The 20,027-nt window shown below is 63.8% G+C and carries 20 protein-coding genes; 9 read left to right on the top strand and 11 right to left on the bottom strand.

The genetic code is table 11. The features are described from left to right. Positions 1-12 precede the first annotated feature (12 nt). A complete protein-coding gene (locus ACX93L_RS17155) occupies positions 13-1,227 on the bottom strand; it encodes a ubiquinone biosynthesis hydroxylase (protein ID WP_459405947.1) in 1,215 nt (404 codons plus the stop codon). An 84-nt stretch (positions 1,228-1,311) separates the two neighbouring features. Here ACX93L_RS17155 and tesB point away from each other — a divergent pair, with 84 nt between their 5' ends. From tesB to ACX93L_RS17125, 6 genes are all read left to right on the top strand, one after another. Further along, positions 1,312-2,196, top strand: coding sequence for an acyl-CoA thioesterase II (gene tesB / locus ACX93L_RS17150; protein ID WP_459405946.1), 885 nt, complete (start codon positions 1,312-1,314; stop codon positions 2,194-2,196). A gap of 215 nt (positions 2,197-2,411) precedes the next feature. Next, entirely contained in the window at positions 2,412-2,762 is a 351-nt protein-coding gene (locus ACX93L_RS17145) for a P-II family nitrogen regulator (RefSeq protein ID WP_169593302.1), read from the top strand. Between the two features lie 27 nt (positions 2,763-2,789). Next, positions 2,790-4,220, top strand: a complete 1,431-nt coding sequence (locus ACX93L_RS17140) for an ammonium transporter (protein ID WP_459405945.1) — start codon at positions 2,790-2,792, stop codon at positions 4,218-4,220. A gap of 246 nt (positions 4,221-4,466) precedes the next feature. Next, positions 4,467-7,142: a DNA translocase FtsK gene (locus ACX93L_RS17135; RefSeq protein ID WP_459405944.1), complete on the top strand. Its 2,676-nt coding sequence runs from the start codon at positions 4,467-4,469 to the stop codon at positions 7,140-7,142. Between the two features lie 123 nt (positions 7,143-7,265). After that, positions 7,266-7,940, top strand: coding sequence for an outer membrane lipoprotein carrier protein LolA (locus ACX93L_RS17130; RefSeq protein WP_169593296.1), 675 nt, complete (start codon positions 7,266-7,268; stop codon positions 7,938-7,940). A gap of 122 nt (positions 7,941-8,062) precedes the next feature. Continuing rightward, on the top strand, positions 8,063-8,866 hold the full coding sequence (locus tag ACX93L_RS17125; protein WP_459405943.1) for an exodeoxyribonuclease III: 804 nt from the start codon (positions 8,063-8,065) through the stop codon (positions 8,864-8,866). Between the two features lie 15 nt (positions 8,867-8,881). Here the strand turns inward: ACX93L_RS17125 and ACX93L_RS17120 are convergent, their stop codons facing one another. Then, positions 8,882-9,337 carry a cyclic nucleotide-binding domain-containing protein gene (locus tag ACX93L_RS17120; protein ID WP_459405942.1) on the bottom strand — a complete coding sequence of 152 codons (456 nt, stop codon included), beginning with the start codon at positions 9,335-9,337 and terminating at the stop codon, positions 8,882-8,884. A gap of 16 nt (positions 9,338-9,353) precedes the next feature. After that, positions 9,354-10,037 carry a response regulator transcription factor gene (locus ACX93L_RS17115; protein ID WP_169593290.1) on the bottom strand — a complete coding sequence of 228 codons (684 nt, stop codon included), beginning with the start codon at positions 10,035-10,037 and terminating at the stop codon, positions 9,354-9,356. A gap of 150 nt (positions 10,038-10,187) precedes the next feature. Here ACX93L_RS17115 and ACX93L_RS17110 point away from each other — a divergent pair, with 150 nt between their 5' ends. Beyond that, positions 10,188-10,745, top strand: a complete 558-nt coding sequence (locus tag ACX93L_RS17110; RefSeq protein WP_459405941.1) for a L,D-transpeptidase family protein — start codon at positions 10,188-10,190, stop codon at positions 10,743-10,745. Then, positions 10,742-11,098, top strand: a complete 357-nt coding sequence (locus tag ACX93L_RS17105; protein WP_459405940.1) for a hypothetical protein — start codon at positions 10,742-10,744, stop codon at positions 11,096-11,098. Before ACX93L_RS17110 ends, ACX93L_RS17105 begins: the two co-directional genes overlap by 4 nt. Before the next feature lie 25 nt (positions 11,099-11,123). On the opposite strand, the gene ACX93L_RS17100 is transcribed toward ACX93L_RS17105, so the two are convergent. The 3 genes from ACX93L_RS17100 to leuC all read right to left on the bottom strand — a co-directional run bounded on the left by ACX93L_RS17100 (position 11,124) and on the right by leuC (position 14,334). Next, positions 11,124-11,678 carry a SixA phosphatase family protein gene (locus ACX93L_RS17100; RefSeq protein WP_459405939.1) on the bottom strand — a complete coding sequence of 185 codons (555 nt, stop codon included), beginning with the start codon at positions 11,676-11,678 and terminating at the stop codon, positions 11,124-11,126. A gap of 37 nt (positions 11,679-11,715) precedes the next feature. Beyond that, on the bottom strand, positions 11,716-12,546 hold the full coding sequence (locus ACX93L_RS17095) for an EamA family transporter (protein ID WP_459405938.1): 831 nt from the start codon (positions 12,544-12,546) through the stop codon (positions 11,716-11,718). A gap of 378 nt (positions 12,547-12,924) precedes the next feature. After that, the gene (gene leuC / locus ACX93L_RS17090) at positions 12,925-14,334 is read right to left on the bottom strand and encodes a 3-isopropylmalate dehydratase large subunit (RefSeq protein ID WP_459405937.1); all 1,410 of its coding nucleotides are present in this window, start codon (positions 14,332-14,334) and stop codon (positions 12,925-12,927) included. A gap of 320 nt (positions 14,335-14,654) precedes the next feature. On the opposite strand from leuC, the gene ppk2 reads away from it, so the two are divergent. Next, positions 14,655-15,560, top strand: a complete 906-nt coding sequence (gene ppk2, locus ACX93L_RS17085) for a polyphosphate kinase 2 (RefSeq protein ID WP_459405936.1) — start codon at positions 14,655-14,657, stop codon at positions 15,558-15,560. Between the two features lie 21 nt (positions 15,561-15,581). On the opposite strand, the gene ACX93L_RS17080 is transcribed toward ppk2, so the two are convergent. The 5 genes from ACX93L_RS17080 to ACX93L_RS17060 form a co-directional block, all read right to left on the bottom strand. Then, positions 15,582-16,406 (bottom strand): amino acid ABC transporter permease, encoded by an 825-nt coding sequence (locus ACX93L_RS17080; RefSeq protein WP_459405935.1) that lies wholly within the window; start codon positions 16,404-16,406, stop codon positions 15,582-15,584. A 31-nt stretch (positions 16,407-16,437) separates the two neighbouring features. After that, positions 16,438-17,238 (bottom strand): transporter substrate-binding domain-containing protein, encoded by an 801-nt coding sequence (locus ACX93L_RS17075; protein WP_459405934.1) that lies wholly within the window; start codon positions 17,236-17,238, stop codon positions 16,438-16,440. Between the two features lie 146 nt (positions 17,239-17,384). Continuing rightward, positions 17,385-18,794, bottom strand: a complete 1,410-nt coding sequence (locus tag ACX93L_RS17070; RefSeq protein WP_459405933.1) for a PepSY-associated TM helix domain-containing protein — start codon at positions 18,792-18,794, stop codon at positions 17,385-17,387. 11 nt (positions 18,795-18,805) lie between these two features. Continuing rightward, positions 18,806-19,495, bottom strand: coding sequence for a Crp/Fnr family transcriptional regulator (locus ACX93L_RS17065; RefSeq protein ID WP_459405932.1), 690 nt, complete (start codon positions 19,493-19,495; stop codon positions 18,806-18,808). A 102-nt stretch (positions 19,496-19,597) separates the two neighbouring features. Continuing rightward, positions 19,598-19,996 (bottom strand): DUF2946 family protein, encoded by a 399-nt coding sequence (locus tag ACX93L_RS17060; protein WP_459405931.1) that lies wholly within the window; start codon positions 19,994-19,996, stop codon positions 19,598-19,600. Positions 19,997-20,027: the final 31 nt, after the last annotated feature.

Raw genomic sequence — 20,027 nt, 5'->3', positions numbered from 1 at the left:
GGACGGCGAAACTCAGATCGCCTCGCCGGCCAGAAGCTTCGGCCGCCCGCCGCCGGCGGTCCCGGCGGCTTCGCGGATGAAATAGGACTTAAGGCCCGGCAGGCGGTCAACCATGCCGAGCCCCACGTCCCGCAGGACACGAAGCGGCGTGATGTCGTTGGAGAACATCCGGTTCAGCACGTCGGTGGTGACGCCCATTCGGAACGTGTCGAAACGGCGCCACGTCTGGTAGCGTTCCAGCACGTTGAGATCGCCGATATCGAGACCGAGGCGGTCCGCGTCGACGATCGTCTCGGCGAGTGCGGCGACATCTTTAAAGCCGAGATTGAGGCCCTGGCCCGAAATCGGATGGATCCCGTGGGCGGCGTCACCCGCCAGCGCCAGCCTTGGCGCCACGAATTCGCGTGCGAGCGTCAGGCCGAGCGGAAAGGCGCGGCGGTCGCCGACGGCGCGGATCGTTCCAAGCTTGTGGCCGAAGCGACGCTCCAGCTCCTCCTCGAAGACGAGGTCGTCGGACGCGACCAGCCGGTCGGCATCGTCCGTGCGCTCGGTCCAGACCAGCGACGAACGGTTGCCCTTGAGCGGCAGGATGGCAAAGGGGCCGGCCGGCAGGAAATGTTCCTCCGCCGCTCCCTCGTGGGGACGTTCATGCTCGACGGTCGTCACAATGCCGGACTGGCCATAATTCCAGCTGACGGTCTTGATGCCGGCAAGGTCGCGAAGCTTCGAACGTACGCCGTCGCAGGCGACGACCAGCCGCGCTGAAACGACGGAACCGTCGGAGAGAGAAAGCTCGGCCGCCGGACCGGCATTGCGGAAGCCGACCGCGCGTACACCGTGGCGAATCGTGATACCGGCCCTGCTGCAGGCTTCCCGCAACGCACCAACCATCGCGACATTCGGGATCATGTGGGCAAACGGCCGCCCCTCTTCCACAGCGCCGTCGAAGGTGAGGAACACCGGACGGACCGGATCGGACGTCTTCGAATCGGTGACGATCATCCTGGTGATCGGCTGGGCCTCCGGCTCGATCAAGTCCCAGATGCCGAACACGTCAAGCATCTTGGTGGCGGCGGCAATGATCGCCGAGGCGCGTGGATCCTTTTTCCACGCCTCTTCGGGCGCCGCCTCGATCACTTCCACGGCAAGATGCGGGGCCGCCTGCTTGACCGCGACCGCGACCGAGAGCCCCACATAACCACCGCCGACGATCAGCAAATCCAGCATGACGAAATTCCTTTACCCTTGTGCACGCCCGCGCTCCTATATAGATCAGCGTTGAACTAGTTCCTACAAGCGGGGCGCGCTATTATGCCGAATTCGAGCGAAAATCCCACTGCCATGGACCGGCTGATCGAGACGCTGGATCTCGAAAAGCTCGAGGAAAACCTGTTCCGCGGCAAGAGCCCACAGAACGGCTGGCAGCGGGTGTTCGGCGGCCAGGTCATCGCCCAGGCCCTGATGGCGGCCCAGCGCTGCGTCGACCTTGACCGGCACGTCCACTCGCTGCACGCCTATTTTGTCCGCCCCGGCGATCCGTCCGTGCCGATCATCTTCGAGGTCGAACGCACCCGCGACGGCACGAGCTTCACCACCCGCCGCGTCGTCGCCGTCCAGCATGGCAAGACCATCTTCGCAATGTCCTGTTCGTTCCAGATCGAAGAACCCGGCTACGATCACCAGATGTCCATTCCGGACGTACCGCAACCTGACAGCCTGATGGGCGAGAAGGAATTCCGCGAGGTCTTCCTCGCCCAGGCTCCCGACACCGTCAAGCGCTACTGGGGCCGCGAGCGACCGATCGAGATCCGCCCAGTGTCGCTCACCCATTACATCTCAAACGAGAAGCTCGACCCGACCGCGCATATCTGGGTTCGTACCACGGGGCCGGTGCCGGACGACCACCATTATCAGTATGCCATGCTCGCCTATCTGTCCGACATGACCCTGCTCGATACCTCGCTCTATCCGCACGGAACGTCGATCTTCAATCCGGAAATCCAGCCCGCCAGCCTCGACCACGCCATGTGGTTCCATCGCCCCTGCCGGCTCGACGACTGGCTGCTCTATACCCAGGACAGCCCGAGCGCGTCCGGCGCCCGCGGCATGACGCGCGGTAGCATCTACAGCCGCGACGGCGTGCTCGTCGCTTCGGTCGCCCAGGAAGGTTTGATCCGGAAAAGGGCAGATGCCTAAATCGAGAGCAAAATAGAGGTTTTGCCCATATTTTAGGCGCACATGCGCCGACCAAATGCTCCTTTATTGGGTGCCGATTCTTAAGTGTTTATAATTCCATAACTTTTTAGCCTCTTTCAAACTGGCACATACTTTGAATGTCTCCATCCAGTCGCTCGGCGAATGTTCTTGCCGACGGCAAGGAGAGTCGGCTCGGGGCCGAGGACAAGCAAAGGATGGGAAACCAGATGAAGATTGTGATGGCCATCATCAAGCCGTTCAAGCTGGATGAGGTGCGCGAAGCCCTCACCGCTGTTGGCATTCAGGGCCTGACCGTGACCGAAGTGAAGGGTTACGGCCGCCAGAAGGGGCACACCGAAATCTACCGCGGCACCGAATATGCCGTCAGCTTTCTGCCGAAGTTGAAGATCGAGATCGCCGTTGCCTCCGAGCTGGCCGACAAGGCCGTCGAAGCGATCGCTTCCGCTGCCAAGACCGGTCAGATCGGCGACGGCAAGATCTTTGTCTACTCGATCGACCAGGCCGTGCGCATCCGCACCGGCGAAACCAATTCCGAAGCTCTGTAAGAACGGCCGTTAGGGGAGTTTTTTCTGATGTCATTTTCCAAGTTTTCTTCCAACTTCGGCCGTGCAGGCGTGGCCGCTGCCGCGCTTCTTGCGCCGGCGATCGCCTTTGCGCAGGAAGCCGCACCCGCCGTCGCGGAAGCTGCAGCCGCTGCTCCGGCAATGACCGTCGACAAGGGCGACACCACCTGGATGCTCGTTTCGTCGGCGTTGGTTCTGATGATGACGGTTCCGGGGCTTGCCCTTTTCTATGGCGGCCTCGTGCGCACGAAGAACATGCTTTCGGTGGCCATGCAGGTGCTGATGATCGCCGCGGTCGCGATGCTCATCTGGGTTGCTTACGGCTACTCGCTGGCGTTCACTGACGGCGGTTCGCTGAACAGCTTCGTCGGCGGTTTCTCCAAGATGTTCCTGGCCGGCGTCGACGTCACGACGATGGCGGAAAGCTTCTCCAAGGGCGTCGCCATTCCCGAACTGACCTTCGTCATCTTCCAGATGACCTTCGCCGCCATCACGCCCGGCCTCATCATTGGCGCCTTTGCGGAACGCATCAAGTTCTCGGCCGTCATCCTTTTCACCATCCTGTGGCTCACCTTCATCTACTTCCCGATGGCCCACATGGTATGGTTCTGGGGCGGCCCGAGCGCCTATGACGGCCCGACCGGCCTGATCTTCAGCTTCGGCGCCATCGACTTCGCCGGCGGCACCGTTGTTCACATCAATGCCGGCATCGCTGGCCTGGTCGGCGCCATTATGGTCGGCAAGCGCACCGGCTTCGGCAAGGACATGATGGCTCCGCACTCGATGACTCTCACCATGGTCGGCGCCGCACTGCTGTGGGTCGGCTGGTTCGGTTTCAACGCCGGTTCCAACCTGGAATCGAACGCCTATGCCGCGCTCGCCATGATCAACACCTTCGTCGCCACCGCAGCTGCGATCGTCTCCTGGTCGATCGTCGAGACCTTTGCCCGCGGCAAGGCCTCCATGCTGGGTGCCGCGTCCGGTGCAGTTGCCGGCCTCGTCGTGATCACGCCTGCCGCCGGTTTCGCCGGCCCGATGGGCGCCATCATCATGGGTCTCGTCGTTTCTCCGATCTGCTACTTCTTCGTTTCCACCGTGAAGAACAAGTTCGGCTATGACGACACCGCCGACGTCTTCGGCGTGCACGGCATCGGCGGCATCATCGGTGCCATCCTGACCGGCGTATTCGTCAACCCCGCTCTCGGCGGCGCCGGCATCGTCGACTACTCGACGGCCGACTTCGCCGCCGGTTACGCCGGCACGGCGACCCAGGTCTGGGCACAGCTCAAGGGCGTCATCGTCACCGTCTTGTGGTCGGGTATCGGCTCTGCGGTCCTCTACAAGATTGTCGATGTCATCGTCGGCCTGCGCGTACCGGTCGAAGCCGAACGCGAGGGTCTCGACCTCGCTTCGCACGGCGAAGCCGCCTACCACAACTAAGCGCTATCGCCGCGCCGGTTCGCCGGCGCGGCTTATCCTCCCGTCACGGCCGTCGAACGGCGAGTCGTGCTTTGCCCGGACCAGCGGTCCGGGCTTTTTTGTGCCCGAATTCCACGGCACCCAGGCGCTCATGGTTAATGCACCATTAACTGTCGCGCATGTAAGGTGCCTCAATGGTGGCCGCTCCATGCGCGCCGCCCGGCCCGAACCCTTGGGTCACACGGTTACGAAACGGCGGACGGACAGATGAGCAGAGGCAATTCGAGCGCGATCGGGGATCAGTCCAGCCGCTTTGCGCTCAGCGCTTTCGTGTTGCGGCAGTTCCTGTCGCTTGTCGGCTTCGCCCTCTTCCTCGGCCTCGTGCTGGCGGTCGCCGCGCTCGCCACCTGGAATGTCGCCGACCCCAGCCTTTCCTACGCGACCGCCAACGAACCCACCAACATCCTCGGCCACGGCGGCGCGATCTTCGCCGACATCATGCTGCAGTTCTTCGGTCTCGCCAGCCTGCTCGCTTTGCTGCCGGTCCTGGCCTGGTCGCTCGCCTTGATCAGCGGCCGCCAGCTCAACCGCATTCCGGCCCGAATCGCCGCCTGGGCGGTCGGATCGATCGTCTCGTCTGCCGTCATCGGCTGCTTTCCACCGCCCGCGACCTGGCCGATCCCGAACGGCATCGGCGGCGTCTTCGGCGACATGATCCTGCGTTTTCCGAGCCTTTTCATCGGCGCCTATCCGACCGGCACCGTCTCCATGGTGCTGGGCGGGATCCTCTCCGTCCCGGCAGCCTGGTTGCTGCTTTTCGCCTCCGGCATCATCGGCCGGGAAGCGCTCGACGATCTCGAATTCGAACAGCCTGTGGCGCCGTCACGCACCAAGACCGTCGCCCGCAACGTCGAGGACGAAGAGGATGATGACGAAGAGGGGCCGATTGCGCTCGCGCTCGGAGCCTTCACCCATAACTGGTACACGATGCGCGCCCGGTTCCGTCGCGTGCTCGGCCTGAAACCCGTCGATCGCGCCCGCCGCTTCGAACAGCCCTACGACTTCAATGACGACGAGTTCGGTACGCTGAACGAGCCGGTTCGTCCCAAGACTCCCGCCACCTTCGACCGCCGCGAGCCGTCGCTCGACGGAGGCCCGTTTGTCTCCTCTCGCGTCGCTCCGCCTTCGCGCCATGTCGTCTCGCCGCCGCCGATCAGCAGCGACATCGACGACGATGACGACGCCCCCTTCGATCTCGACGACATGCCGCGCCCGGCCGGCATCCTGCCAGACGACGACCACTGGGCGCCCTCGCCGGTCTCCGGTGCCCACCGTGGCGCACCGGCAGCCTCCGCGCGTGTTTCCGCACCCGCGCCCCGGCCGAAGGTCGGCGCCCGCGTCGATCGCGATGCCCAGGGCTCGCTGCTGAAGCCCGACGGCTTCCAGCTCCCCTCGGTCCACTTGCTCGCCGAACCCAAGGCCGTCGCCCGCGACGCAACCCTTTCGGCCGACGCGCTCGAACACAATGCCCGCATGCTGGAAGGCGTGCTTGAGGATTTCGGCGTCAAGGGCGAGATCATCCATGTCCGCCCGGGTCCGGTCGTCACGCTCTACGAACTGGAACCCGCTCCCGGCATCAAGTCGTCGCGCGTCATCGGCCTTGCCGACGACATCGCCCGCTCGATGAGCGCGATCGCCGCCCGCGTCGCCGTCGTGCCCGGCCGCAACGCGATCGGCATCGAGCTGCCGAACCAGACCCGCGAGACCGTCTATCTGCGCGAGCTGATCGGCAGCCGCGACTTCGACGGCAACAAGGCCAAGCTCGCCATGGCACTCGGCAAGACGATCGGCGGCGAGCCGGTGATCGCCGATCTCGCCAAGATGCCGCATCTGCTGGTCGCCGGCACCACCGGCTCGGGCAAGTCGGTCGCCATCAACACCATGATCCTGTCGCTCGTCTACCGGCTGCCGCCGGAGAAGTGCCGCCTGATCATGATCGATCCCAAGATGCTCGAACTCTCCGTCTATGACGGCATCCCGCATCTTCTCTCGCCGGTCGTCACCGATCCGAAAAAGGCGGTCGTCGCGCTCAAATGGACCGTGCGCGAGATGGAAGAGCGCTACAAGAAGATGTCGAAGATCGGCGTCCGCAACATCGACGGCTTCAACAGCCGCGTCGAGCAGGCACTCGCCAAGGGCGAGGTGCTGACCCGCACCGTTCAGACCGGCTTCGACCGCCAGACCGGCGAGGCAGTCTACGAGACGGAGGAGTTCGATCTCCAGCCGATCCCCTATATCGTCGTCATCATCGACGAGATGGCCGACCTGATGATGGTCGCCGGCAAGGATATCGAAGGCGCCGTCCAGCGTCTGGCACAGATGGCCCGCGCCGCCGGCATTCACGTCATCATGGCAACCCAGCGCCCCTCGGTCGACGTCATCACCGGCACGATCAAGGCCAACTTCCCAACCCGTATCTCCTTCCAGGTCACGTCGAAGATCGACAGCCGCACCATCCTCGGCGAGCAGGGCGCCGAACAGCTGCTCGGCATGGGCGACATGCTCTACATGGCGGGCGGCGGCCGCATCCAGCGTGTTCACGGCCCCTTCGTCTCGGACAACGAGGTGGAGGAGATCGTCGCCTACTTGAAAACGCAAGGCGCGCCCCAATATCTCGAAGCGATTACCATCGACGAGGACGACGACGAGGGTGGCGCAGGCCCGGCCGGCACGTCTAATCTCTCAGAATCGGACGACCCTTACGACCAGGCCGTGGCGATCGTGCTGCGCGACGGCAAGGCCTCGACCTCCTACGTCCAGCGGCGCCTCGGCATCGGCTACAACCGTGCTGCCTCGCTGATCGAACGGATGGAGAAGGAAGGCATCATCGGGCCGGCCAACCATGCCGGCAAGCGCGAGATCCTCGTGCCGACCGAAGAGTGACATTATCGAGCGGTGAACTTTGAACCCGGGATCGGCGTTTGCCTTGGCGGCGCCTCACCGGGATTGCGGCCGCCGCCTGCATGGCCATGAAGACGCCGTCTTCTTCGGCGATGCAGGAAAGAAATGAAGGAGTTACGGATGATTGAAGACAATTCCGAGCGTTTGGCTGCCCTCTCCGCGCCGAGCACCAGACGCCAGTTCGTCCTTGGCGCGACCGCCTGCTTTGCGCTCGCCGCGCTGCCCGTCTCCGCGCTGGCCGCAGCAAGCCCCGAAGCTGCCCAGAAGATCGCCGACCATTTCTCATCGGTGAAGACCATGATGGGCGAATTCGTCCAGTTCGGCCCGCGTGGCGAGCAAACCGGCGGCAAATTCTTCATCCAGCGCCCGGGCAAGCTGCGGTTCAACTACGAGAAGCCGTCTCCGATGCGCGTCATCGCCGACGGCAAGAACGTCGTCATCGGCAACATGAAGCTGAAGACCTGGGACCTCTATCCGCTGTCGAAGACGCCGCTCAGCCTTCTCCTGGCCGACAAGATCGACCTCGGCAACAAGATGGTCCGCGACGTCAAGCAGGAGGCCGACCTCACCACCATCGTCCTCGGCGACAAGACCATCTTCGGCGATTCGACCATCACCCTGATGTTCGATCCGAAGACCTTCGACCTGCGCCAGTGGACGATCACCGACGTCCAGGCCAAGGACACCTCCGTGATGATCTTCAACGTCCAGAACGGCGTCGCTCTCGATCCGAGCGTCTTCGAGATCCCCTACGCCGACGTGCACGGCCAGAAGCGCTGAACCGCGCTCTTTCCCCTGTGGAGAAGAGGCGGCCCGCCTTGCGGCCGGGTCGCCTTTCGCTGTTCAGCCCCGGCAAAATTGCCTAGACCTTGCGGTCAAAGACCGCAGGGAAGCGAACGCCGATGAACCTTTCGATCACCACCTGGAACATCAACTCCGTGAGGCTTCGCCTGCCGATCGTCGAGGATGTGCTGAAGACCGTCGCGCCCGACATCCTGTGCCTGCAGGAGATCAAGTGCCAGAACGACGAGTTCCCCGCTGATGCCCTGAAGGCGCTGGGCTACGGCAACATCATCATCCATGGGCAGAAGGGCTATCACGGCGTCGCGATCGCCTCGCGCCTTCCGCTGACCGAAGACCATCGGCAGGACTATTGCGGCGTGGGCGACGCCCGCCACATCTCGGCGATCTTCGAATGGGGCGGTCGCCGCATCCGCGTCCATAACTTCTACGTACCGGCCGGCGGCGACGAGCCCGACCGTACCGTCAACCCGAAGTTCGGCCACAAGCTGGATTTCATCCGCGAGATGCGCGAGCTGAAGGCCGGCGCCGAGCCGGGTGTGTCAGCGATCCTCGTCGGCGACCTCAACATCGCGCCGCTCGAAAACGACGTCTGGTCGCACAAGCAGATGCTGAAGATCGTCAGCCATACCCCCGTCGAGACCGAAGGCCTGCTCGACATCATGCGCGAGGGGAACTGGGTCGACCTGATGCGCGAGCATGTTCCGGCCGACCAGAAACTCTATACGTGGTGGAGCTACCGCGCCAAGGACTGGGCCGCCGCAGATCGCGGCCGAAGGCTCGACCATATCTGGTCCTCTGAGGACCTGAAGGCCAACCTGCGCGGCATCGAGATCCTGAAGGAGGCGCGCGGCTGGGAAAAGCCGTCCGACCACGTGCCGGTCACGGCGCGTTTTTCGCTCTGAAGCCGAAGGGCCGGACTATTCGAAACGTCCGGCCATCGCAGACGCCCCGTCGATCAGCGAGCCGATCGCCGCGCGGATACGGCCTTCGACCACCCTCGCCATGTCCGGATATTCCTCCAGCAGGCGGTGAAAGAGCGCACGCGTGATGCGGATCACGTCACCGTCCTCGAGGGCGGTCGCGGTGAACTTGCGTTCGACCATGGTCACCAGCGCAAGCTCCGACAGCATCACGCCCGGACCGACGGTCGCCTCGACCTGCTGCTTTCCACCGCGGCCGATGGTCGAAAGCTCGATTCTCCCCCGCGACACGACATAGGCGCATTCCGCTGGCGACTTTTCACGGAACAGTGCCTGCCCCTTGGAGATCGTTCGGTGCTCGGCGCCGAACGCGATCAGCCGCAGCTGGTCGGGAGAAAGGTCCGCAAACAGCGGCACCTTGCCAAGCAGATCGATATCGTCGGCAAGCGCCATGGCGGTCTCCGCTCAGTCAGGGAATGATCTTGTAGCCACCGTTTTCGGTGACCAGGATTTCAGCGTTCGACGGATCACGCTCGATCTTCTGGCGCAGGCGGTAGACATGCGTTTCGAGCGTATGAGTCGTGACGCCCGAGTTATAGCCCCAGACCTCTTCGAGCAACACGTCGCGTGTGACGACCTGCTGGCCGGCGCGATAGAGATAGCGGATAATTGCCGCTTCCTTCTCGGTGAGGCGGATCTTCTTGCCGTCTTCCGTCGTCAGCAGCTTCTGGCTCGGCTTGAACAGATAAGGGCCGACGCCAAAGGTCGCATCCTCGCTCTGCTCATGCTGGCGAAGCTGGGCACGCATGCGGGCAAGCAGCACCGCGAACCGGAAGGGCTTCGTCACATAGTCGTTGGCCCCGGCTTCGAGGCCGAGAATCGTATCCGAATCGGTATCATGGCCGGTCAGCATGATGACCGGCGCCTTGAAGCCGCCCTTGCGCAGCAACTTCACCGCCTCGCGGCCGTCCATGTCCGGCAGGCCGACATCCATGATCATCAGGTCGACCTGGCCGCTCCGGGCGGCCTGGATGCCCTTGGTGGCATTGTCCGCTTCGGCGATCGAGAATTCCTCGTAGAGCGACAATTGCTCGACCAGGGTTTCGCGAAGGTCGTTATCGTCGTCCACCAGGAGAATGGTCCGCGCCGTCATGCTGTTCTACTCCCGCTCGTCCCCGCCGGTGCCCTGATCCTGCTTAAGCCAGAATCACCTTTTCGCAAACCGGGAGACGCTTGCTGCTTGCCTGTACTCGTGTTCGAAGTGCTATGAATACACCGATCTTCACAGACAAGGCAAAATCTCGTGACCACGCAGGCAAGGCCGCAGAAACAAACGCAGAAGCCGAAGCGGACCATCCTCGTGCGCCGTGCCCCCGGAAAGTCGACGCAGGCCATCCTGCAATATGGCCCGCTGCGCATGCGCGCCGCCCTCGGCCGCTCGGGCATAACTAGCCTCAAGAGGGAAGGAGACGGCGCGACACCTCGTGCTTCCATGCGCCTCCTCTCCGGCTATCGCCGCGGCGACCGCATGGGCGCCCTGCCGACGACGCTGTCGATCCGCCGCCTCCGCAGGAACATGCTGTGGTGCGATGCGCCGGGGCATCCAGCCTATAACCAGCCGGTCACGGCACCCTTTTCCGCAAGCCACGAGAAGCTGCTGCGCGACGACACTCTCTACGACGTCTGCATCGTCATGGACTGGAACGTGACCATGCGTCGCCGGGGCTGCGGCTCGGCGATCTTCTTCCACCTCGCCCGCCCCGGCTACACGCCGACAGAAGGCTGCGTGGCACTTTCGCCCACCGACATGCGCCGCCTCATGCCCTATCTGGGGCCCCGCACCGTGCTGACCGTCCTGTGACCCGGCCGGACGACGAAGCCGCCTTCTGGCAGGCGCTGGACGCACTGGTCGCCGGCGCCCGCCTCGTCGTCGACCGCCCGAAGGGATCGACCCACCCGCGCTATCCGGCGATCGTTTATCCGCTGGACTACGGCTTTCTCGACGGCACCACCGCGATCGACGGCCAGGGCGTCGATCTCTGGCGCGGCTCCTTGGATGCCGGGGCCATCGTCGGCGCCGTCTGCACCGTCGACCTTACCAAGAAGGATACCGAACTCAAGTTGATGATCGGCTGCACGCCCGCCGAAATGGAGATCGTCGCCGGCTTCTACAACGACAGCGCCGCGATGAAGGCGCTCCTGCTCAGGCGTTGAGCCGTGCCGGTTCCCGAACCAGCGCTCACGTGAGCGATCGCGGCGTCACGAAGCGCTCGAGCACACCTGCTCCCGCCTTGATATCCGCCCATCGCCCGACCGGAAGATCGATCACCGCAAGACCGCCCGTCGGGTATTTCTCCGCCATTCGTCGACGCGCTGTCGCCGCGCCGTGGCCGGCAAGCATCAGTGCCAGATCCTCCATGCCCGGATTGTGACCGAGCACCAGCACCGAACGACAGCCGGGATCCACCGAACGCAGCACGCGAAGGATACCCTCGGCGCTCGCCGCATAGAGATCGGCTTCGTGCCGCATCGGGGGACCTGCGGGCAAACGCTCCGCCACCAGCGCCCAGGTTTCCCGCGTTCGCCGTGCCGTGGAGACCAGTGCCAGTTCGGGAGTCAGCCCTTCGCGCGCCAGATAGTCGCCCATCAATGCCGCCGCCTTCCGCCCGCGCTCGGCCAGCGGCCGCTCCTCGTCGGCGACGCCCTCGGGCCAGTCCGACTTGGCGTGCCGAAGCAGGATCAGCCGCAGGGTCGAAGGGGCAAGCGGTTTCTCTGCGGTCTCGTCCTGCGCCATGACGGCCTCCTCCCGGTGTGAACTGCTCTGTCGCAGTCTAAAGGCTGACCGAGATCGCGCCAATGGCCACTATGACACAGGCCGCGACCCGCCGGACGGTCAGCCGCTCGCCCAGGAAAAGCGCACCGATGATGACCCCGAAGACGACGCTCGTCTCGCGCACCGCTGTCACCAGGCCGGCAGGCGCAAACGAATAGGCGACGACCACCATGCCGTAAGCCGTGAGCGCAACCACTCCGCCGCCAAAGGCCTTCCATGTGGCGGGCGCCCGGAAATCGATGACGAGACCGCGCCGGACGATGGCGTAGGTCAACGCAAGCAGCAATCCGTACAGGAAGAGCACCCACATCGCGTAGGCCGCCGGGTTTTCGACCTGGCGCACGCCTATCGAATCAACCGTTGAATAACAGGCAATGATCAGGGCGGTAGCGAAGGCGAAGAGAAGCGACGAGGTGGCCGCTCGCGAGCGGCCGAACGACAGGCTCATGATCCCGGCCGCCACCAGCACGACACCGATGGTCTGAAACGTGCCGAGGATCTCGCCGAAGAACAGGAAGCCGCCCAGCGTCACGAGCAGCGGCACCGTGCCGCGAACGATGGGATAGACCTGCCCGAGTTCGCCATGCCGGTAGGCCGCGACGAGAAACAGGCTGTAGCCCACCTGCAGCGAGGCGGAGAGCAGGACATAGGGCCAAGCGCCCGCACCCGGCAGCGGAAAGTGGACGACGAAGGGCAGCGCGATGACCGAGCCCGCGAGGCTCATTACCGTCACCGACCAAAGCCGGTCGGTCCCGTTTCGGAGGAAAGCATTCCAGCTCGCATGCAGGATGGCCGCGACGAGGGCAAGCACAACGGCAATTGTGCTCACGATGCGTTCGCCTGCAAACGGGAAGCACAGGGCGCGGGAGGCACGAATTCGGGCTGAGGAAACATCAGGCTTGCTGCTTTTATGACAGTTTCATGACGGTCGGACGATAGCCACTTTCCGCCACTTTGCAATCATCGATCGCAACACCGGCTGACTGCGAATGACAGGCTTTCGCTTGCTGAGACGGGAAATACAGGCAAGGCCCAAATTGGGGCGTCATCCTCGGGTCAAGCCCGAGGATCCACACCCAGTCGGCTGGTGAAGTGTGCGGCAGTTGCCCCCGGAGCACAGGCCGTCACCGTCACGCTTGATGCACAAAGGCCGCCGGCATTGCTGACGGCGGCCTTTCGGATTGTGAACGGAAATTCCGGCCGGGATTTAGCCGAAGTGGCGGATGTCGACGAAATGGCCGGCAATGGCGGCGGCGGCGGCCATGGCCGGTGACACGAGATGCGTGCGGCCCTTGTAGCCCTGGCGGCCTTCGAAGTTGCGGTTCGAAGTCGAGGCGCAGCGCTCGCCCGGCTTCAGCCGGTCGTCGTTCATCGCCAGGCACATCGAGCAGCCCGGCTCGCGCCATTCGAACCCGGCATCCTTGAAGATCTTGTCGAGACCTTCGGCTTCCGCCTGTTCCTTGACGAGGCCCGAGCCCGGAACGACCATGGCCGACACGGTGGATGCCACCTTCTTGCCTTCCAGCACCTTGGCGGCAGCGCGCAGGTCCTCGATACGGCCGTTGGTGCAGGAGCCGATGAACACGCGGTCGATCGCGATGTCGGTCATCTTGGTGCCCGGCTTCAGGCCCATGTAGTCGAGCGCACGCCACTTGGAGGCACGCTTGTTCTCGTCGGCGATCTCGTCCGGATTCGGAACGACGCCTTCGATCGAAACGACGTCTTCCGGCGACGAACCCCAGGAGACGATCGGCGGCAGGTTGGCGGCGTCGAGCACGACGACCTTGTCGAAATGCGCACCTTCGTCGGTGTGCAGCGTCTTCCAGTAGGCGACCGCCTGGTCCCAGGCCTCGCCCTTCGGCGCGCGCGGCTTGTCCTTGATGTATTCGAAGGTCTTTTCGTCAGGCGCGATCAGGCCGGCGCGTGCGCCGCCTTCGATCGTCATGTTGCAGACGGTCATACGGCCTTCCATGGAGAGCGAACGGATCGCCTCGCCGGCGAATTCGATGACGTGGCCGGTGCCGCCTGCGGTGCCGATCTCGCCGATGATGGCAAGGATGATGTCCTTGGCGGTCACGCCTTCCGGCAGCTGGCCATCGACACGCACCAGCATGTTCTTCGCACGCTTCTGGATCAGCGTCTGGGTGGCTAGGACGTGCTCGACCTCCGAGGTGCCGATGCCGTGCGCCAGCGCGCCGAAGGCACCATGCGTCGAGGTGTGGCTGTCGCCGCAGACGATCGTCATGCCCGGCAGGGTGAAGCCCTGTTCGGGGCCGACGATGTGCACGATGCCCTGGCGCTTGTCGTTCTCGGAGTAATACTCGACGCCGAACTCGGCTGCGTTGTGGGCGAGCGCCTCGACCTGGATGCGGCTTTCCTCGTTCTTGATGCCAGTGTGGCGGTCCGGCGTGGTCGGCACGTTATGGTCGACGACGGCGAGCGTCTTCTGCGGCGCGCGAACCGGGCGGTGGCTCATGCGAAGGCCTTCGAACGCCTGCGGGCTCGTCACTTCATGAACGAGGTGGCGGTCGATGTAGAGAAGACAGGTGCCGTCGTCCTGGCGGTCGACCAGGTGATCGTCGAAAATCTTGTCGTAGAGGGTACGGGGTGCACTCATGGCTTTGATCCGTCGGAAATGTCGATTTCGGGAAATAGGTCAGTGGCCGCGTGGGCCGGCGGAACGGTCGCCTCAGGCGAGTCGGCTGTTGAGCGCCCCGGAGACGCGCGCGAAGAAGCGTGCCGGAAGACGCTTGTGGTCCTGCAGCACAAAGATATCAGGCGCGAGACATCCGAATTTCGATCCCATGGTGCGCCTCATAACAGTTTTCCACAGGACCGGCAATCGTTTTGCATCGCCTGCCCGCTGACACACGACTGTCATACGGCGTTCTTGCAAACATGCATGATCTGCGAAGAACAAACGCGAGGATCGCCCAAATGTCCCAGCCCGATGACGAACTTCTCAACCGGATCAAGAACGAGATCGTCGACAGTTTCGACGAAGAACTCGAACAGCAGATGGAGGAGGAACGGCTGGAGGACCTGGTCACGGAAGGACTGTCCGAGCCGACCCTCGACCGAAAGGTCTATTTCCGCGAGCTGTTCAGGCTTCAACACGAACTGGTTCGCCTGCAGGACTGGGTGCAGTACAAGAAACTCAAGGTCGTCGTCCTTTTCGAAGGCCGCGATTCCGCCGGCAAGGGCGGCGCGATCAAGCGCGTGACGCAAAGGCTAAATCCGCGCATCTGCCGCGTCGTCGCCCTTCCCGCTCCGACCGAGCGCGAGCGCGACCAGTGGTATTTCCAGCGCTACACGCCGCACCTGCCGTCCGGCGGCGAAATGGTGCTGTTCGACCGCTCCTGGTACAACCGCGCAGGCGTCGAACGCGTCATGGGCTTCTGCACGCCCGACCAGGTCGAGGAATTCTTCCGCGACGTGCCGGAATTCGAGCGCATGCTGGTCCGCTCCGGCATCATTCTGCTCAAATACTGGTTCTCCATCACCGACGAGGAACAGGAGTTCCGATTCCGCATGCGCATCCATGATCCGCTGAAGCAGTGGAAGCTCTCGCCCATGGACCTTGAGAGCCGCATCCATTGGGAGGAATACACCAAGGCGAAGGAAGAGATGCTCGATCGCACCCACATCGCCGAGGCCCCGTGGTGGGTGGTGCAGGCCGTCGACAAGAAAAGGGCGCGCCTCAACATGATCGCCCATCTCCTGTCGCAGATCCCCTATGAGAACGTGCCGAAGGAGCACATCGTGCTGCCGGAGCGCGTCCGCAACGAGGACTACTTCCGTCGACCGGTGCCCGAAGAAATGTACGTGCCGGAGGTGTTCTGAGGCGCTGCGGCCGGGCGCGGCTTACCGCGCCTGACCCTTTTGCCGCATCCGCTTTTCCAGCTGCCTGAGCAGCAGCGACAGGCCGATCGTCAGGATCAGGTAAATATAGGCGACGATCGAATAGGTCTCGAAGAAGCGGAAGGAGCCGGAGGCATAGATCTTGCCGGCCTGGCTGATGTCGGCGACGCCGAGTACCGAGACCAGCGAACTGTCCTTCACCATGGCGACGAAGTCGTTGGACAGCGGTGGGAAGATCACCCGGATCGCCTGCGGCAGCACGATCAGCCGGAAACGCTGGAAGCGGGAAAGGCCGAGCGCCATTGCCGCCTCGATCTGTCCCTTGTCGACCGACTGGAAACCGGCGCGGAAGATCTCGGCGATGAAGGCCGAATAGCCGATGGTCAGCGCGATGATGGCGCGCCACATCAGCGAGACGTCCCTGACCTGCAGCGGCGTCGTCCAGCCGCGCTCGACGAGCGGGCCGATTACGAAATTGTAGAGGCTGACGAAACCCGGCGCGCCGACGAAGGCGACGTAGAACAGGAGCACGAGCACCGGAATGCCGCGCACCACCTCGATGTAGAAGCGCGCCGCCTGCCGGAGCACTAGGCTGTCGGCCAAGCCGGCGAGCGCAATCAGAAGCCCGAGTGCGGTCGCGAGCGAAAAGCCCATCACCGTCACGAAGACGGTGACCCCGATGCCCCGCGCCACGGTGATGAAGACCTGAGCATAGAGGCCGTTGAAGATGATCACGGCGGCGATCGCCGCCGCGACGAGGCCAAGGGCGACCAGCCACCAGGGATAGTCGTCCTTGCCGTTTGCGCCGGGAAGCGTCTGGAAGCCCATCAGCCGGCCCCGGCCTCGCTACCGGTCACGCTCACTCGCCCATCTTGTAGTCGAGGAACCACTTCTTGTTCAGCCCGTCCAGCGTACCGTCGGCCTTGAGGACAGCGATCGCCGCATTGACCGGCGCCACCAGGTCGGAGCCCTTCGGGAAGATGAAGCCGAAATCCTCCGAGCCGAGCGGCCCGCCGATCAGCTTCAGGCCACCGTTCGAGGCGTCGACATAACCCTTGCCGGCCGTGCCGTCAGTCAGCACGACGTCCACGTCACCGGTCTTGAGGGCCTGCACCGTCGCGCCGAAGGTCTCGAACAGCTTGATGCGCGGATTGGATTCATTGCCGTCGAGGATTTCGTAGACGGCCGTGTAGAACGGCGTCGTGCCCGGCTGCGCGCCGACCAGGCCGTCGGTGAACGCGCCGAAGCTCTTGCCATCGGTGAAGCGCATCTCGTCGCCGCGCACCAGCATGAACTGCTCCGAGCGCATGTAGGGATCGGAGAAGTCAACCTTCTCCTTGCGGTCGTCCTTGATGGTGATGCCGGTCATGCCGATCTGGTACTGGCCGTCGGACACCGCCTGGATCATCGCGTCCCAGGACGTGTTCTGATACTCGACCTTGAAGTTCAGCCGCTTGGCGATCGCGTTCATCGCGTCATATTCCCAGCCGATAGCCTGGCCGGATTTCGGGTCGACGAACTGCAGCGGGGGATAGGCGTTTTCGGTGACGACGACCACCGTCTTGCCGCCGAGGTCGGGCAATTCGGCCGCGAAGCTGGAAAGCGGGGAAAGGACGAGAGTCGAAAGACCGGCGGCTATAAGGGCGCGGCGAGAAAACATTTTGGTCTCCTGAAAATGTGGCGAGCCAAATTGTCATGAAATCTCACGGTCTTGCAAGGGTACGTCGTTCCAAAGAAGCGGAGGCGCCGCCAATGGCGCCCCCCTTCGTTCCGGTAAATACGCAAAGAGTGTTCAACTCCGCGAATTCAGCTCAACATCCGCTTCAGCGGGGTGACATGGCGGAGCACGAGGAGATCGATGGCGAGCACCGAGACGAGCACCGCGCCGGTCAGCGGGAAGAGCAGGGACAAGGCCAACATGATGACCGCGCCGGTCTTCCACAGCGGACCCGGCTCGCGCACCGGTGCCACGAGGCGGCCAGCGCCCTGCGGCCGGCGCTTCCACCACATCACGATGCCGCTCACCGACAGGAAGATCACCGAGAGGCAGAAGAGGGTGACGAGCGCGACATTCCACGCCCCCATGTCTCCTTCGTGAAACGCAATGCCGACCGCCATGGCCTTGCCGGCCGGGCCATATTCGGCAAAACCGACATCGGCGAGAACCTTGCCTGTGTAGCGGTCGATGTGGACGGTGCGATCGGAGACCGGATTGCGGCTGTCATTGCTCATCGTATCGCGGGAGATCGTCCAGACCCCCTTGTCGTCGGCGGGAACGGCGAGCTGGAATCGCTGGTCGAAGCCGAGCGATCGAGCAAAGGCAATGACGGTGTCGATGTCGACAGGCTGGCCGTCCGGCAGGCCGCTTGCGCCGGCATTGGAACCCGATATCGGCATCGGCGTCTGCTCGAGAGTCCACGGCACCTCCTTGATGCCGCCATGGTTCATCGCCGCATGGGTCGCGTCCGAAATCGGGACATTGTCCCACTTCTCGGCGGGAAAGGTGCTCCAGGCCTGGGTGAACTTCTCGCCCCAGATCCCGGCCCAGGTGAGCCCGGACAGAAGGAAGACGAGAAGGATCAGCGAAGCATAGAAGCCGACCGTCAGATGCAGGGACTTCCACAGCATGCGTCCCCGGGCAGAGAACTGGGGAACGAGGACGCTGGAAAAGCCCTTGCCGTCGCGCGGCCACCACAGATAGAGCCCAGTCACGATCAGCACCACGCCGAAGCCGGCGGCGATCTCGATCAACCGGTCGCCGATATCACCAATGAGCAGCGTGCCATGAATGGTGTCGGCCAGATCATAGAGCGCATTGCGGCGCTCCCAGCTGCCGAGAACCTGACCCGTATACGGATCGACCGCCACCATGCTCGACGCCTCGCCGGCGTTGACGCGGAAAACGGCCGCCCCCTCGGGCGTCCGTGGTGCGATATATTGCACAAGGCTGCCGCCCGGCACGGCGGCGACAGCCGCATCGACCTGTTTTGAAACGAGGACCTGGCTCGCCGCGGGGGTGACCGTGAAGGCCTTTTCCCCGTCGCGCCCGACCAGAACCGCCGACCACAGCATGATCAGTCCCGTGACCGCCAGCATTGCGAGAAAGGGAGCCACATAGAGCCCCGCGTAGAAATGCCAGCGCCAGGCGGCGAAATAGAAGCGTCGGGAAAACGCGGCGGTTGCCGGCGTCGCCGGGCTGTCCGTTGCAAGGGTCATGAATTTGCTCCTCAAAGGGTGTTGCAAGCGTCAAGGGCCCGGCTGCCGGATGCGATCGCGGCCAGCGTTTCCGGCTGCAGCAGGGTGACGATTTCGGGATGGGTGAAGTGGATCAGGCCCGCCTTCTTGATGCGGGTGAAGCAGCGGCTGACCGTCTCGATGGTCAGGCCGAGCCAGTCCGCCAGATCCCCGCGGGTCGGGTAGAGGTTGAAACAGATGGCATTGCGCTTTTGGCCCCGGGATGGGCGCAAGAACTGATCGGCGAGGTCCAGGATGGCGGAGGCGACCCTTTCGTTTGCCGTCTTGCGTCCGAGGAGGATCGCGTGCGCCTGGGCGCGCAGGAGCATTTCCTTCAGGTCGCGTTCCAGATCGGCATGCGCGATGCTGTCGATCGTTTCGAGCGAGACGTAGCTCAGCGTTTCCGCCGAGCATCGGCTGTGGTTGTCGCCGCCGATGCCCAGCATCCGGCCGGGACCAATCATGTCGATGATCTGTCGCCGGCCATCGGGCAGCGATTGGGAGAGAGCAACACAACCCTCGATCACGCGATATTGCGGGGCGTGATCATGGCCTTCGAGAAAGAGGGTGCTGCGCGGGGGCAGCCTGAGGGCGATGGCGTCGTGGCGTGGCGCTCGCCTTTCAACAAGCGCATGGGCTTGCAGCGGACGCGTGTCCGCCTTGTCTGCGGTGAAATACAGCATGACGATATCCGGCGTTCAGGCCGGATGCGCATGCTCGATGCGTCCTACCGGCCTCGATGAAGGATTCCGGACACGAGCGTTGCGACACTCGCGGAACCGGGCTCAGACGAGGGCCGGATGGGGAGGCGCACGGGGCGCGGCATTGGGGGGGAAGACAAGCCGATGGAAAGCCTCGAAACGCGGGGGCAGCAGCGTCCCGGCAACGACGACAATCGGAGCGCCGGTGAGGTCGGCGGGCGCGGGTAGCAGGACGGAGGCGGAGATCAGGCAGGCTTCGCAGTCGCTTGCCGCGACATGACCTTTCTGCGTGCCATCGTCCCCGTGATCGGGAAGGCAGAGTTCGGGAAGGCTACCGTCGGGCAGCGTGAGCGCAGCGATCTCGGCCTGTGACAGTGTGAAAGTCGCGGCCGTTGGAGCCCGATGGGCAAAGCCGACGGCAACGAGCGCGATCACGCAAAGCGCGCGCGTCACGAGCTGCCACGTGCCCATCCTGTTTCGCATCGATTGTCCCCGGTCCACCCACAGGGTTAGC

This window comes from Rhizobium sp. CAU 1783, from assembly GCF_054551725.1.
Note: the sequence above shows the minus strand (reverse complement) of the source record. Positions and strands in the feature narration are given on the sequence as shown.

Coding starts and splice junctions, on each gene's coding strand:
- ACX93L_RS17155 (WP_459405947.1), bottom strand. CDS start 1,227: ATGCTGGATTTGCTGATCGTCGGCGGTGGTTATGTGGGGCTCTCGGTC.
- tesB (WP_459405946.1), top strand. CDS start 1,312: ATGCCGAATTCGAGCGAAAATCCCACTGCCATGGACCGGCTGATCGAG.
- ACX93L_RS17145 (WP_169593302.1), top strand. CDS start 2,412: ATGGGAAACCAGATGAAGATTGTGATGGCCATCATCAAGCCGTTCAAG.
- ACX93L_RS17140 (WP_459405945.1), top strand. CDS start 2,790: ATGTCATTTTCCAAGTTTTCTTCCAACTTCGGCCGTGCAGGCGTGGCC.
- ACX93L_RS17135 (WP_459405944.1), top strand. CDS start 4,467: ATGAGCAGAGGCAATTCGAGCGCGATCGGGGATCAGTCCAGCCGCTTT.
- ACX93L_RS17130 (WP_169593296.1), top strand. CDS start 7,266: ATGAAGGAGTTACGGATGATTGAAGACAATTCCGAGCGTTTGGCTGCC.
- ACX93L_RS17125 (WP_459405943.1), top strand. CDS start 8,063: ATGAACCTTTCGATCACCACCTGGAACATCAACTCCGTGAGGCTTCGC.
- ACX93L_RS17120 (WP_459405942.1), bottom strand. CDS start 9,337: ATGGCGCTTGCCGACGATATCGATCTGCTTGGCAAGGTGCCGCTGTTT.
- ACX93L_RS17115 (WP_169593290.1), bottom strand. CDS start 10,037: ATGACGGCGCGGACCATTCTCCTGGTGGACGACGATAACGACCTTCGC.
- ACX93L_RS17100 (WP_459405939.1), bottom strand. CDS start 11,678: ATGGCGCAGGACGAGACCGCAGAGAAACCGCTTGCCCCTTCGACCCTG.
- leuC (WP_459405937.1), bottom strand. CDS start 14,334: ATGAGTGCACCCCGTACCCTCTACGACAAGATTTTCGACGATCACCTG.
- ppk2 (WP_459405936.1), top strand. CDS start 14,655: ATGTCCCAGCCCGATGACGAACTTCTCAACCGGATCAAGAACGAGATC.
- ACX93L_RS17080 (WP_459405935.1), bottom strand. CDS start 16,406: ATGGGCTTCCAGACGCTTCCCGGCGCAAACGGCAAGGACGACTATCCC.
- ACX93L_RS17075 (WP_459405934.1), bottom strand. CDS start 17,238: ATGTTTTCTCGCCGCGCCCTTATAGCCGCCGGTCTTTCGACTCTCGTC.
- ACX93L_RS17070 (WP_459405933.1), bottom strand. CDS start 18,794: ATGACCCTTGCAACGGACAGCCCGGCGACGCCGGCAACCGCCGCGTTT.
- ACX93L_RS17065 (WP_459405932.1), bottom strand. CDS start 19,495: ATGCTGTATTTCACCGCAGACAAGGCGGACACGCGTCCGCTGCAAGCC.
- ACX93L_RS17060 (WP_459405931.1), bottom strand. CDS start 19,996: ATGCGAAACAGGATGGGCACGTGGCAGCTCGTGACGCGCGCGCTTTGC.